The organism is Streptomyces sp. CBMA123 (genome assembly GCF_014596465.1).
Taxonomy (GTDB): Bacteria; Actinomycetota; Actinomycetes; order Streptomycetales; family Streptomycetaceae; genus Kitasatospora.
Map to the genome: position 1 here is coordinate 19,873 of NZ_MECK01000630.1, position 12,715 is coordinate 32,587.

A 12,715-nucleotide genomic window follows, 5' to 3' on the forward strand; every position below is an offset into this window, starting at 1 on the left:
CCACGCCTCAGACCAGCGGTGGGCCGCGGAGCCAGGGGGCCTGACGGCAGCACCAACGGGGGAGGAACAGCCATGCCGAGCGCCCGCAGCCACGGGTCGACCGGCCGGCGAGGACGGGCGGCCGACGGGCCACCGGCCCCCGCCCCGGCCAAGATCCACGACACCGGACACCCGAGGAATCGTCAGTTGCGCAGCAGCACCCGCCTGGTCACCGCCACCGCCGCCGCCCTGCTCTGCGTGGGCACCCTGAGCGCCTGCGGCCCGGACGACAGCGGCCAGGACGGCGGCAAGTCCGCCGCCCCGGCGGCGCCGACCACCGCCGCACCCGCCGGGGGCGGCACCGCCACCGGCACCGGCACCGGCACCGGCAAGCCCACCGCCGGCGCCGACAAGGACAAGGGCTTTCCGGCCAAGGCCTGGATGGACACCAAGAGCATCCCGATGGACGAGGCCTACCACTTCGCCCCGCTGGCGGCCAACGCCAAGCCGGTCACCGGGTCGGTCGACTTCAAGGGCATGGAGCTGTGCCACGCCGCGCCCCCCAAGGGCGAGGAGTACATGTACACCGACGGCGCGGCGCGGGCCAAGGCCGCGGTCGGCTTCGGCGGGGACCGCTGGACGGCCCAGCAGACCGTGGACTTCTGGGGCGACCCGACCCACAGCAGCGGCAACGCCCAGACCGCGAGCGCGATCAAGCGCGGCCTGGCCGACGCCGTGACGAACTGCGCCAAGACCGCGCCGGGCGCCACGGTGAAGGTGACCAGCGCGACCGACGCACCGTACTTCGCCGCCACCGTGACGGCCCCCCAGCCCGACGGTTCCACCGCCACCCTGCACGAGTACGTCGTGGTGAGCGGCGGGACGGTCACCGAACTGTCCGTCTGGGCGACCACCAAGGGGGGCGCCCAGCCGAAGGACGCCTGGAAGGCGCCCGAGGACAAGTTCGTCGCCACCGGCATGACGGCCCCGCTCTGCGAGGCCTTCCCGGGCTGCGGCTGACGCACCGCCCGCGGCCGACGTCCCACTCGTCACCGACCGCACCACCCGTCACCGACCGCACCACCCGCCGCTGACGCACCCACAGACGGCCGCCAGGCCCGTCCGGAACAGGGGACCGGACGGGCCTGGCGGCACCATTTCAGCCGCTCACCTCACCTGCTCACAGCCCCAGGCGGCTGAGCGCCGTCGTCCAGTCGCTGGCGATCGCGCTGCGGGCGGCGTCCAGGGTCACCTTGTGGCCGCACACCGCGTTCTTCAGTCTGGTCTCGACCGAGTCCTTGCTCTGCGCCGGCTCGTTGCCGTAGCGCGGCTCGGGCCACAGGTTGTGCGGGTCGCGCGGCGCGCCGCCGAGTTCCAGCGGGACGAAGTGGTCCTCCTCGTAGTCCGAGAGGTTGGTGTCCGAGTACCCGTACTGGGTGATCTGCTGGGCCTTCAGCGCGTTGGTGTAGCTGGTCGGCGGGCGCACGGTGGCGGTCCATCCGGAGACGCAGATGGTCTGGCCGATGGTGGCCTGGGTGACCGCCGGGTTGTACGCGCCGGGGGTGCAGGACGGGTCGGGCAGCGGCAGGTAGGCCTGCGAACAACTCGCCGCGAACGAGCCGGACTTGACCGGCTTGTGGGTCGCCGGGGCGGCGGCCTGCGCGGTGCCGGCGGCGAGCCCGGCGACGGTGAGGGTGGCCGCCGCGGCGACGACGGTGAGACGCTGACGGAGCATCATGGTGGCGCTCTCCTGGGCCGGCCCGGCCGATCGCCGGGCGACTGTGCCCATGACAGCACCGTTCGCGCTGCCACCGTCAGGCCCGGGACGTGAACGAGTGGTGACCACCCCTCCACATCCGTACGGTCCGCAGACGTCCGGCCCGCGACGGCGGAGCCCTCGGCAACCGGCGACCGGACACGCCCTACACCACCAGCAGCCGCGCCAGCAGCGCCGCCGGCCCCTCCGGCAGGCTGCCGTGGACGAGTTCGGTGCGGTGCACCAACCGCGGTGCGGCGATGGGCGCGTGGGCGACGCCGGAGGCCCGGGCCACCGCCGGTTCCGGCAGCAGGGTGAGCCCGTGCCCGGTGGCGACCAGGGCGAGCAGGCCGTTCAGGTCGGTGCCCCGGTAGCGGGTGGCGGCCCGGAAGCCGTCGGTGCCGGCGGCGGCGCGCAGCCGGGCGGCGGTCGGGGTGAGGTCGGGGGCGTCCAGCCAGCGTGCGGCCGAGAGGTCGGCGAGGGCGATGCCGGCGCGGCCGGCCAGCGGGTGTCCGGCGGGCAGGGCGACGGCGACGGGCTGTTCGTCGACGGCGACGGTGGTCAGCGGGCCGACCTCGGGCAGCGGCAGCGGATCGCTGGGCGCGGCCAGGCCGTCGATCAGCGCGAGGTCGACCTCGCCGGTGGCGACCTGGGCGGGCAGGACGTCCTGGGCGAGCACCCGGACGACCGGTTCGACCTGCGGGTACGCCCGGCGCACTTCGCCGAGCGCGCGCCCCAGTGCCGCCCCGACCGCCAGTGGGGTGGCGCCGAGCACCAGTCGGGCGCTCGGGGCGCCGGCCAGGCGTGCCACGTCGGCGCGCGCCGCCTCCAGCCGGACCAGCAGCGGTGCGGCGTGCTCCAGCAACCGCCGCCCGGCCACCGTCGGCCCGACCGGGCGGCGGACCAGCAGCGCGGTGCCGAGGTCCGCCTCCAGCGCGGCGATCTGCTGGGAGACCGCGGACTGGGTGTAGCCGAGGTCCCGGGCCGCCTCGGAGAAGGAGGCGAGCCGGGCGACGGTGACGAAGGTGCGCAGCTGCTGCGGATCCACGGCGGTCATCAACCGATCTGATCGAGATGTAAGAAATCATCGTTGGCGCTGATCTCGGGTGCGGGGTCAGGATAGCCGCATGACCTACCTGACCCCACGGATCGCCCTGGTCGGCGACCGCTCCCCCGCCGTCCGCTCGCACGCCCGCATCCCCGGCCTGCTCGACTCCCTCGCCGAACGCGACCAGCTCGTCCTGGACGCCTACTGGATCCCCACCGAGGACGCCGGGGCGCCCGGCGCGCTCGACGGCTTCGACGCGGTCTGGCTGCTGCCCGGCAGCCCGTACCGCAGCGAGGCGGGCGCCCTGGCCGCGATCCGGACCGCCCGCGAGCGGGGCATCCCCTTCCTCGGCACCTGCGCCGGGTTCCAGCACGCCGTGCTGGAGTACGCCCGCGACGTCTGCGGCCTCGCCGACACCGTCCACGGCGAGCAGGACCCGGAGCGCGAGCAGCAGGTGATCGTGCCGCTCGCCTGCTCGCTGGTCGGCCACGAGGGCGCCGTCGTGATCACCCCCGGCACCCTGGCCGAGCGCGCCCTCGGCGCCACCCGCACCCTGGAGCGCTACCACTGCAACTACGGCCTCAACGCCGACTACCTGGACCGGCTGCGCGCCCACGGACTGCGCTTCACCGGCGCGGACGAGTCCGGCCAGGTCCGCGTCCTGGAGCTGCCGGAGCACCCGTTCTTCCTGGCCTCGCTGTTCCAGCCCGAGTTGTCCGGCGACGGCACCCGGGCCCACCCGATGATCCGCGCCCTGGCCGCGGCCGCCGTCGCCCACGCGGCGCAGGGCGAGCCGGCGACCGCCTGACCGACGGTCACCCGGGAGCGGCCGTCACATCGGCAGCGAGCGCAGCCGCACCGGCCCCTCCGGCCATCCGGCGCCCTCCGCCAACGGCCGCCACATGGTGCGCAGCGGCATCACCGCGAGCCGCCCCTCCGGCTGTTCGACCGTCACCTCCTCGGCCACCTCGCGGAACCCGAGCCCCCGGTAGAACGCGGCCAGCGGCGGGCGGCAGAACAGCAGCGCGTACCGGAGGCCGAGCGCGCGCCCGTGGTCGAGAGCGGTCCCGACCACGGCGTGCGCCAGGCCTTCGCCGCGCCGGTCGGCGGCGACGCAGACGCCGCCGACACCCGCCGCCTCCAGGTCGGTGCCGCCGACGGTGAGCGGAATCGGGAGCAGCCCGGTGTGGGCGACGAGCCGGCCGTCGGCGGCCCGGATGCCGAAGTGCACGTCCTTGGAGCGGAAGGTCAGCCCGGTGTAGGCGACGCCGTACGGGTCCTCGCCGGGGCCGAGGATCTGCGCCTGCTCGGCGCGGGTGTAGCTCTCCAAGCGCTCGACGGTCAGCGGTTCAACGGAAAAACGATCATTCATCACCCCATGCTCCCTTCCCCGCCGACCGGCCTCCAAGTCCCCTTCCGGCCACCGGATCGGTCACATGATCCGACGGTCATCCCCCGATCCGTCGGCCTGTGGAAGCACGCCCCTCATGCTCCGGCCCACCGACCGGCCGGCCGACGACCTCGCCGCACCACTGCCCGGCCCACTGCCGCGCCCGCCCCGACCGGTCCGGACCCTCGTGCCGACCGCCGTGGTGCTGCTGGTGCCCGTCCTGGACGGCATGCGCACCCGCGCCGACGGCCTCGGCGGCACCCTGCACGCCGGGCCGACGCCCGAGGGCGGCTTCGCCGTCCGGGCCCGGCTACCGCTCGGCGCCGCCCGAGGCCCGCCGGCTGAGGTCCGCCGGCCAAGCGCGCAGCCTGAAACCAGGCCATGCGTCAGGCTGCGGGCTTGGAGCCACGCGTCAGGCTGCGGGCTTGGAGCCACGCGTCAGGCCGCGGCCCGCTTCACCAGCTCCGCCCACACCTCGTCGACCCGCGCCGCCAGCGTCTCCAGCGCCCCGCCGTTGTCGATCACCAGGTCGGCGATCGCCAGCCGGTCCGCCCGCGAGGCCTGCGCGGCCATCCGGGCCCGGGCTTCCTCCGCCGCCATCCCGCGCAGCCGCACCAGCCGGTCCAGCCGCACCTCGTCGTCCGCGTCGATGACCACGACCAGGTCGAACAGCGGCGCCAGCCCGTTCTCGGCGAGCAGCGGCACGTCGTGCACCACCACCGCGTCCGGCGCGGCCGCCGCCTCCAGTTCGGCGGAGCGGGCCCGCACCAGCGGATGGACGATCGCGTTCAGCGCCCGGAGCTTCTCCGGGTCGGCGAACACGATCGCCCCGAGGGCCGGGCGGTCCAGCGTGCCGTCCTCCCGCAGCACCTGCGGGCCGAACTCGGCGACCACGGCCGCCAGGCCGTCCGTCCCGGGGGCGACCACCTCGCGGGCGATCAGGTCGGAGTCCACGATCACCGCGCCGCGCGCGGCGAACAGCCGGGACACCTCGCTCTTACCCGCGCCGATACCGCCCGTCAGTCCGATCTTCAGCATGGCGTCAGGCTACCGGCGCGACACCACGGGCGTCAGTCCGGGCCGGTCGGCGCGAGCCCGTCCACCCGGGCCGGTCGGCGCGAGCCCGTCCACCACGACCCGTCAGTCCAGGTCCAGTCCCTCGCCCTCGCCCAGCACCACCAGCTCGGAGCCGGTGCCCGGCCCGTCCGGCCCGAGCAGCCGGGTCTGCACGGCGTGCCCGATCGGGCTGAGCGTGGCGTCGTGCACCGGGACGGCCCGGCGCGAGCCCGCCTCCCGGACGTAGTCGATCACCTCGGAGGCCTTGCTCCAGGGCGCGGCGAGCGGCAGCAGCAGGGTGTCCACGGTGTGCGGCGGCACGGTGAAGGCGTCGCCGGGGTGGAAGAGCCGGCCGTCCAGCAGGAAGCCGATGTTCTTCACCTGCGGGATGTCGGGGTGGATCACCGCGTGCCACTCGCCGTGCACCGAGACGCCGATCCCGCCGATCTCGAAGGCGTCGCCCTCGCCGACCGCGGTGACCCGCCGCCCGACGCCCTCCAGCTGGGCGGCGACGTCGCCGTTGGTCCACACCCGCAGCGCCGGGTCGGCGTCCAGGGCGGCGCGCAGCCGGGACTGCTCGAAGTGGTCCATGTGCTCGTGGGTGATCAGGACGGCGTCGGCCCCGGCCAGGGCGGCGGGGTCGGTGAAGGCCCCGGGGTCGATGACGAAGGTGGTTCCGTCGTGCTCGACGCGTACGCAGGCGTGTCCGAACTTGGTGATTCGCATATCCAAAACCATACAGCATGACTGTACAGTTTTGCTGCATATCTTCCGGATAGACTTCTCCCATGACCAGCAACGCCCCGCACCAGGACACCCTGGACCTCGCCGCCGACCTGCGCGCCGCCCTCGGCAGCCTGGTCCGCACTCTGCGCGACAACGACGACCTGCCGCCCAACCAGGCCGCCGTGCTCGGCCTGCTGGTCCGTGACGAACGCTCCTACACCGTCGCCGAACTCGCCGACCGCCGCCGGGTGCGCCACCAGTCGATGGCCCGCACCGTCGCCCTGATGTCCGAGGCCGGCCTGGTCGCCCAGCAGCCCCACCCCACCGACGGCCGCAAGCAGCTGATCGCCGCCACCGAGGCCGGCCGGTTCGCCCTGCTGGAACAGCGCGCCCGCCGCGAGCACCACATCGCCACCGCCATCGAGTCCCGCCTCAGCACCGCCGAACGGGAGCACCTGCGCGCGAGCGTCGAACTGCTCCAGCGGCTGAGCTGACCCGAGCGCGCTACCCGGCCTGAGCCGACCCGACCGGCTCCGGCCGCTGCGCCGGGATCACCGCTGTCACGGGCCGCTCGATCTCCGGCAGGTCGACGTGCTCGCTCAGCCCGAACCGCCGGTGCAGCCGCCGCAGCGGAGCCGGCGCCCACCAGTTGAACTCGCCGAACAGGCTCATCGCGGCGGGCACCAGCAGGCAGCGCACCAGGGTGGCGTCCACCGCGACCGCCACCGCCAGCGCGATGCCCATCTGCTTGACCATGAGCATGTCCCCGAGCGCGAAGCCCGCGAAGACGATCACCATCAGCAGCGCCGCCGAGGTGATGATCCGACCACTGCGCTGGACGCCCAGCTCCACCGCCCGGACGCAGCCGTGCCCGCGCTCGGTCAGCTCCTTGATCCGGGAGAGCAGGAACACCTCGTAGTCCATCGACAGCCCGAAGGCGAAGGCGAAGACCAGCACCGGGATGAAGGTCTCCAGCCCGCCGGTCGGGCTGAACCCGAGCAGCCCGCTGAACCAGCCGTCCTGGAACACCAGGGTCAGCGCGCCGAGCGAGGCGCCCAGCGACAGCAGGTTCATCAGCAGCGCCTTGACCGGCATCACCACCGAGCCGGTCATCAGGAACAGCAGTACCAGCGTCCCGGCCGCGACCAGGCCCAGCGCCCACGGCCCGCGCGACATCAGCTCGTCCTGGAAGTCCACCACCGAGGCCGCACCGCCGGTGACGTACGTCTTCAGGCCGCCCCGGTCGGCCCGCAGTTCGTCCACCACCCGCTTGGCCGTGGCGCCCTGAGGGTCCCCGTGCACCAGCACGTCCACCGTCGACACCGCGTCGCCGACCGGCGTCACCGCCCGTACCCCGCTCACCCCGGGCAGCTTGGCGACGACCTCGTCCGCGTACGCCTGCGCCACCGGCGCCCCGCCCTCAACCACCACTGTGATCGGCGCGGACGCGACCTGCGGGAAGCGCTGGTCGATCGTCTCGGCGACCTGCCGCCCGGCCGAGGAGACGGGCAGTACGGCGGCGCCGGAGCTGCGCATCTCGGCGTGCAGGAAGGGGGCCCCGGCCGCCATCAGCAGCGCCACCGAGGCGAGCGTCACCGCCACCGCCCGCTTGCGGACCCGGCGGACGGTCCGGCTGAAGAAGCCCTCGTCCGGGACGGGCGAGGTCGGTGTCCTGATCCGGCCGCCGGCGAAGCCGAGCAGCGCGGGGATCAGGGTGAGGGCGGCCGCGACCGCGATCACCACCACGCTCACGCCGGCCGCGGCGACCGCGCCCAGGACCGGGCTGGTGAAGACGAACAGGCCGGACAGCGCGACGGCCACGGTCAGTCCGGAGAAGGCGACGGTGCGCCCGGCGGTCGCGGCCGTGCGCTCGACGGCGGCGGCGATGCCCGCGCCGTGGCCCCGTTCCTCGCGGAAACGATTCACCATCAGCAGCGCGTAGTCGATCGACAGCCCCAGCCCCAGCACGGTGGCGATCGGCAGCACGCTGGTGTCGATGTCCATGATCCGGCTGAAACCGAACATGGCCAGCAGCGCTCCACCCACCGAGGCGACGGCCCCGATCACCGGCAGCGAGGCGGCGGCCAGGCCGCCGAAGACCAGCACCATGACGACCAGGGTCAGCGGCAGGGTCACCATCTCGCCGAAGCGGGTGTCCTGCTCGGTCTGCTTCTTGACCTCCTGCTGGAGCACGAGGTCCCCGCCGACGGTCACGTGCGCCCCGCCCGCACCGTCCAGCGCGGCGAGCCGGTGGGTGACGGCGTCGGTCTGCGCGGAGGTCGCGGTGCCGGCCATCCGTACGCTGACCAGGCCCGCCGTCCCGTCGGCGGCCCTCAGCGCGGCCGGGCCCGGCCCGGCACCGTACGCGTCCTGCGCGCCGGCGACCCCGGGCAGGGCGGTGATCTCGGCGGTGGCCCGCTGGACGGCGGCGCGCACCGCCGGGTCGTCCACCGGCTTGCCGTCCACCACCGCGGTCACGGTGCCCTTGACCGGATCGGCCGCGGCGACCACGGCGCTGCCCCGGTCCGCCTCGGCGGTGGCGGAGGAGGCCCCGGCCACCGAGCCCTCGAAGACCCGCCCGCCGATCAGCACCCCGGCCACCAGGACGACGGCCCAGAAGCCGAGCACCCAGCGGCGGTGGCGGAAGCAGAACCGGCCGAGAGCGGCGAGCCGGCCGCCGACCACAGCGGTGGGGGCGGCGGAGGTGGGGTTGCGCATGAGGAGCCTTTCGGGCAGTTCCACTCAATGTAGGTGCAACCCGAACTCCGGCCTATAGCAGGGTAATGAGCCTCATCTCACATTTCCCTTCACATAAACCACACATAAGTCAAACCGGAAAACGAAGGCCCGCGGACAGCCTGCGGACAGCCCGCGAACAGGTGGGGGAACACGAAACGGGCCCCACCCGGACGAATCCGGGTGGGGCCCGTTCCCTAGCTGTCAGCTAGCGGGGGGCGAGAGCCTCAGCTCTGGCCGCCGGCCAGCTTCTCGCGCAGGGCGGCCAGGGCCTCGTCGGAGGCCAGGGCGCCCGAGCCCTCGTCGCTGCTGGACGAGTACGAGCCACCGGCGGCAGCGGCGACGGCGTCGCCACCCTCCGCAGCGGCCTCGGCGTCGGCCTCGCGGCTCTTGATGACCTGGGCCTGGTGCTGCTCGAAGCGGGACTGCGCCTCGGCGTACTGGCGCTCCCACTCCTCGCGCTGCTTCTCGAAGCCGGGCAGCCAGTCGTTCGCCTCGGGGTCGAAGCCCTCCGGGTAGATGTAGTTGCCCTGGTCGTCGTACGAGGCGGCCATGCCGTACAGGGTCGGGTCGAACTCGACCTCGGCCGGGTTGGCACCCAGGGCCTCGTTGGCCTGCTTCAGCGAGAGGCTGATGCGGCGACGCTCGAGGTCGATGTCGATGACCTTGACGAAGATCTCGTCGCCGACCTGGACGACCTGCTCCGGGATCTCGACGTGGCGCTCGGCCAGCTCGGAGATGTGGACCAGACCCTCGATGCCCTCGTCCACGCGGACGAACGCACCGAACGGAACCAGCTTGGTGACCTTACCCGGAACGACCTGGCCGATCTGGTGGGTACGGGCGAACTGCTGCCACGGGTCCTCCTGGGTCGCCTTCAGCGACAGGGAGACGCGCTCGCGGTCCATGTCAACGTCGAGAACCTCGACGGTGACCTCCTGGCCGACCTCGACAACCTCGGACGGGTGGTCGATGTGCTTCCAGGACAGCTCGGAGACGTGCACCAGGCCGTCGACGCCACCCAGGTCCACGAAGGCACCGAAGTTGACGATCGAGGAGACGACGCCGGAGCGCACCTGGCCCTTCTGCAGGGTGGTGAGGAAGGTCTGGCGGACCTCGCTCTGGGTCTGCTCCAGCCAGGCACGGCGGGACAGGACCACGTTGTTGCGGTTCTTGTCCAGCTCGATGATCTTGGCCTCGAGCTCCTTGCCCACGTAGGGCTGGAGGTCGCGGACGCGACGCATCTCGACGAGCGAGGCCGGGAGGAAGCCACGGAGGCCGATGTCGAGGATGAGACCACCCTTGACGACCTCGATGACGGTACCGGTGACGATGCCGTCCTCTTCCTTGATCTTCTCGATCGTGCCCCAGGCGCGCTCGTACTGAGCACGCTTCTTGGACAGGATGAGACGACCCTCCTTGTCCTCCTTCTGGAGAACCAGGGCCTCGATGTTGTCACCGACGGCGACGACCTCGTGCGGGTCGACGTCGTGCTTGATCGAGAGCTCGCGGGACGGGATGACGCCTTCGGTCTTGTAACCGATGTCGAGGAGGACCTCGTCACGGTCGACCTTCACGATGACGCCCTCGACGATGTCGCCATCGTTGAAGTACTTGATGGTCTCGTCGATGGCGGCGAGGAAGGCCTCCGCGTCGCCGATGTCGTTGACCGCGACCTGCGGGGTGGTGCTGAGGGAGGAGTCGGTGGGGCTCGTCATTAGGAAAAGGGCTCCGGTACGGACATGAAAGTCGTAGGTAATGCCACGCGGAGGGCCCGTATCGCTCCCACCGAAAGCCGGACAGCCAAGAACACGGCACACCGGTGCTCCCTGAACAACGAGAAACCGGCGTCCGTCTTGCGACCGTGGGGTCTTCGACAGATGCGAGCGCGACCTGCTCCGTCCGAGGCGCGCAGGCCCGCAGCGCAACTTGTAGCATACGGGGACGGCCAGGCACGGTCAACGCCAGAAGAGGCGAGACGGTGGAGCCCGGTACGGATCAGGCCATATCCTCCGATTGCGCACCTCGCGGTGGCGCCCGAAGGGGCCCTTCCCCGGATGCCACCGCCAGGACCCGGCCCTGAAAGGGCCGGCTCGCGGCAGCGGCGCTTCCGCGACTCCATACCCTACGCGATGGGCATTGTCACCGTGGCCACCACCCCCCAGTCCTCCCTTCACGATCTTGACGCATCCGTCGGCGAGGACGGCATCGAGGACGACACCGGCGACGACGCGGTGCGCCGCGCGGCCGGCGTCGGGGAGAGCAGCCGGGCCAGCCGGCACTGGTGGGACCGCAACGCCGACGAGTACCAGGACGAGCACGGCGAGTTCCTCGGCGACGACCGCTTCACCTGGTGCCCCGAGGGCCTGGACGAGGCCGACGCCCGCCTCCTCGGCTCCGTCGAGGGCAAGGACGTGCTGGAGATCGGCGCCGGCGCCGCCCAGTGCTCCCGCTGGCTCGCCGCCCGCGGCGCCCGCCCCGTCGCCCTCGACATCTCCTACCGCCAGCTCCAGCACTCCCGCCGGATCGACCTCGGCCGGGGCGTCGAGCCCGTCGCCGTCGTCCAGGCCGACGCCGCCGTGCTGCCCTTCGCCGACGCCTCCTTCGACCTCGCCTGCTCCGCCTACGGCGCCGTCCCGTTCAGCGCCGACACCGAGCGGCTGATGCGCGAGGTGCACCGGGTGCTGCGGCCCGGCGGGCGCTGGGTGTTCTCGGTCACCCACCCGATCCGCTGGGCCTTCCCCGACGAGCCCGGCGTCGAGGGCCTCACCGCGGTCTCGTCCTACTTCGACCGCACCCCGTACGTCGAGCAGGACGAGAACGGCGCCGCCACCTACGTCGAGCACCACCGCACCCTGGGCGACCGGGTCCGCGAACTCGTCGCCGCCGGCTTCCGCCTGGTCGACCTGGTCGAGCCCGAGTGGCCGGCCGGGCTGGAGCAGGAGTGGGGCGGCTGGTCCCCGCTGCGCGGGCGGCTGATCCCCGGCACGGCGATCTTCGTCACCGAGCGGGGCTGATCGCTTGAACCCCGCGTGGCGCTCATTGCCGGTCCGCAGTGCCCTGCCCGCCCTGCACGAGGAGCTGGACGGGCACGGCACCGCCGTGCTCGCCGCCCCGCCCGGTACCGGCAAGACCACGCTGGTGCCGCTCGCCCTGGCGGGACTGCTCTCCGACGGCCGGCCCGTACGCCGGGTGCTGGTCGCCGAACCGCGCCGGCTCGCCGTCCGGGCCGCCGCCCGGCGGATGGCCTGGCTGCTCGGCGAGGCCGTCGGCGGGCGGGTCGGCTACACCGTGCGCGGGGACCGCAAGGTCGGGCCTTCGACCGTCGTCGAGGTGGTCACCACCGGCGTGCTGCTGCAACGGCTGCAGCGCGACCAGGAGTTGCCCGGGGCGGACGTCGTCGTCCTGGACGAATGCCACGAACGGCACCTGGACGCCGACACCGCCCTCGCCTTCCTCCTCGACGTCCGGGCGGCACTGCGGCCCGAACTGCGGCTGGTCTGCGCCTCCGCCACCTCCGACACCGCGGCCTGGGCCGAACTCCTCGGCGGCGCACCCGTGGTGGAGGCCCACGGGGTGTCCCACGCGGTGGACGTGGTCTGGGCACCACCGCCGCGCGCCGTCCGGCCCGCGCACGGGACCCGGGTCGACCGGGCGCTGCTCGACCACGTCGCGGCCGTCGTACGACGGGCGTTGGGCGAGCAGGACGGGGACGTGCTCTGCTTCCTGCCCGGCGTCGGCGAAATCTCCCGCGTGGCCGGGCAGTTGAACGGCGTTCCCGCCGAAGTCCTGCAACTCCACGGCCGCGCCCCGCAGTCCGTCCAGGACGCCGCCCTCACGCCGTCCGCTGCGCGGCGGGTCGTCCTCGCCACCGCCGTCGCCGAGTCCTCCCTCACCGTCCCCGGCGTACGGATCGTCGTCGACGCCGGGCTCGCCCGCGAGCCACGCACCGACCACGCCCGCGGCCTCGCCGGGCTGGTCACCGTCCGCGCCTCGCTCGCCGCCGCCCGCCAGCGCGCGGGCC

At 73.3% G+C, this 12,715-nt stretch carries 12 protein-coding genes; 5 read left to right on the plus strand and 7 right to left on the minus strand.

Going from position 1 to position 12,715, the window contains the following annotated elements; genetic code table 11:
- Nucleotides 1-186 precede the first annotated feature (186 nt).
- Nucleotides 187-999, plus strand: a complete 813-nt coding sequence (locus BG452_RS42885; RefSeq protein WP_188309806.1) for a hypothetical protein — start codon at nt 187-189, stop codon at nt 997-999.
- A gap of 160 nt (nt 1,000-1,159) precedes the next feature.
- Here BG452_RS42885 and BG452_RS42890 read toward each other — a convergent pair whose 3' ends face one another.
- Both BG452_RS42890 and BG452_RS42895 read right to left on the minus strand, forming a co-directional pair.
- On the minus strand, nt 1,160-1,717 hold the full coding sequence (locus BG452_RS42890) for a hypothetical protein (protein ID WP_223243580.1): 558 nt from the start codon (nt 1,715-1,717) through the stop codon (nt 1,160-1,162).
- Nucleotides 1,718-1,901: 184 nt separating this feature from the next.
- Nucleotides 1,902-2,792, minus strand: a complete 891-nt coding sequence (locus BG452_RS42895) for a LysR family transcriptional regulator (protein ID WP_223243581.1) — start codon at nt 2,790-2,792, stop codon at nt 1,902-1,904.
- Nucleotides 2,793-2,862: 70 nt separating this feature from the next.
- Between BG452_RS42895 and BG452_RS42900 the strand changes: the two genes are divergently transcribed.
- The gene (locus BG452_RS42900) at nt 2,863-3,591 is read left to right on the plus strand and encodes a glutamine amidotransferase-related protein (protein WP_188309807.1); all 729 of its coding nucleotides are present in this window, start codon (nt 2,863-2,865) and stop codon (nt 3,589-3,591) included.
- A gap of 24 nt (nt 3,592-3,615) precedes the next feature.
- Here the strand turns inward: BG452_RS42900 and BG452_RS42905 are convergent, their stop codons facing one another.
- The 3 genes from BG452_RS42905 to BG452_RS42915 all read right to left on the minus strand — a co-directional run bounded on the left by BG452_RS42905 (nt 3,616) and on the right by BG452_RS42915 (nt 5,955).
- A complete protein-coding gene (locus BG452_RS42905; protein WP_188309808.1) occupies nt 3,616-4,155 on the minus strand; it encodes a GNAT family N-acetyltransferase in 540 nt (179 codons plus the stop codon).
- A 456-nt stretch (nt 4,156-4,611) separates the two neighbouring features.
- Nucleotides 4,612-5,211, minus strand: coding sequence for a dephospho-CoA kinase (coaE, locus tag BG452_RS42910; protein ID WP_188309809.1), 600 nt, complete (start codon nt 5,209-5,211; stop codon nt 4,612-4,614).
- Nucleotides 5,212-5,313: 102 nt separating this feature from the next.
- Nucleotides 5,314-5,955 (minus strand): MBL fold metallo-hydrolase, encoded by a 642-nt coding sequence (locus BG452_RS42915; protein ID WP_188309810.1) that lies wholly within the window; start codon nt 5,953-5,955, stop codon nt 5,314-5,316.
- A 62-nt stretch (nt 5,956-6,017) separates the two neighbouring features.
- Between BG452_RS42915 and BG452_RS42920 the strand changes: the two genes are divergently transcribed.
- Nucleotides 6,018-6,449 (plus strand): MarR family winged helix-turn-helix transcriptional regulator, encoded by a 432-nt coding sequence (locus BG452_RS42920; RefSeq protein ID WP_188309811.1) that lies wholly within the window; start codon nt 6,018-6,020, stop codon nt 6,447-6,449.
- 10 nt (nt 6,450-6,459) lie between these two features.
- Here the strand turns inward: BG452_RS42920 and BG452_RS42925 are convergent, their stop codons facing one another.
- On the minus strand, nt 6,460-8,673 hold the full coding sequence (locus tag BG452_RS42925; protein WP_188309812.1) for an MMPL family transporter: 2,214 nt from the start codon (nt 8,671-8,673) through the stop codon (nt 6,460-6,462).
- Between the two features lie 245 nt (nt 8,674-8,918).
- Complete coding sequence (gene rpsA, locus BG452_RS42930) at nt 8,919-10,409, minus strand: 30S ribosomal protein S1 (protein WP_153460312.1); 1,491 nt, start codon at nt 10,407-10,409, stop codon at nt 8,919-8,921.
- Between the two features lie 414 nt (nt 10,410-10,823).
- On the opposite strand from rpsA, the gene BG452_RS42935 reads away from it, so the two are divergent.
- Together BG452_RS42935 and BG452_RS42940 are read left to right on the plus strand one after the other, a co-directional pair.
- Nucleotides 10,824-11,708 carry a class I SAM-dependent methyltransferase gene (locus BG452_RS42935; protein WP_188309813.1) on the plus strand — a complete coding sequence of 295 codons (885 nt, stop codon included), beginning with the start codon at nt 10,824-10,826 and terminating at the stop codon, nt 11,706-11,708.
- A 25-nt stretch (nt 11,709-11,733) separates the two neighbouring features.
- Nucleotides 11,734-12,715: DEAD/DEAH box helicase (locus BG452_RS42940; RefSeq protein ID WP_262986123.1), on the plus strand; the 982-nt coding region annotated here is incomplete at its 3' end.

Coding starts and splice junctions, on each gene's coding strand:
- BG452_RS42890 (WP_223243580.1), bottom strand. CDS start 1,717: ATGATGCTCCGTCAGCGTCTCACCGTCGTCGCCGCGGCGGCCACCCTC.
- BG452_RS42895 (WP_223243581.1), bottom strand. CDS start 2,792: ATGACCGCCGTGGATCCGCAGCAGCTGCGCACCTTCGTCACCGTCGCC.
- BG452_RS42900 (WP_188309807.1), top strand. CDS start 2,863: ATGACCTACCTGACCCCACGGATCGCCCTGGTCGGCGACCGCTCCCCC.
- BG452_RS42905 (WP_188309808.1), bottom strand. CDS start 4,155: ATGAATGATCGTTTTTCCGTTGAACCGCTGACCGTCGAGCGCTTGGAG.
- coaE (WP_188309809.1), bottom strand. CDS start 5,211: ATGCTGAAGATCGGACTGACGGGCGGTATCGGCGCGGGTAAGAGCGAG.
- BG452_RS42915 (WP_188309810.1), bottom strand. CDS start 5,955: ATGCGAATCACCAAGTTCGGACACGCCTGCGTACGCGTCGAGCACGAC.
- BG452_RS42920 (WP_188309811.1), top strand. CDS start 6,018: ATGACCAGCAACGCCCCGCACCAGGACACCCTGGACCTCGCCGCCGAC.
- BG452_RS42925 (WP_188309812.1), bottom strand. CDS start 8,673: ATGCGCAACCCCACCTCCGCCGCCCCCACCGCTGTGGTCGGCGGCCGG.
- rpsA (WP_153460312.1), bottom strand. CDS start 10,409: ATGACGAGCCCCACCGACTCCTCCCTCAGCACCACCCCGCAGGTCGCG.
- BG452_RS42935 (WP_188309813.1), top strand. CDS start 10,824: ATGGGCATTGTCACCGTGGCCACCACCCCCCAGTCCTCCCTTCACGAT.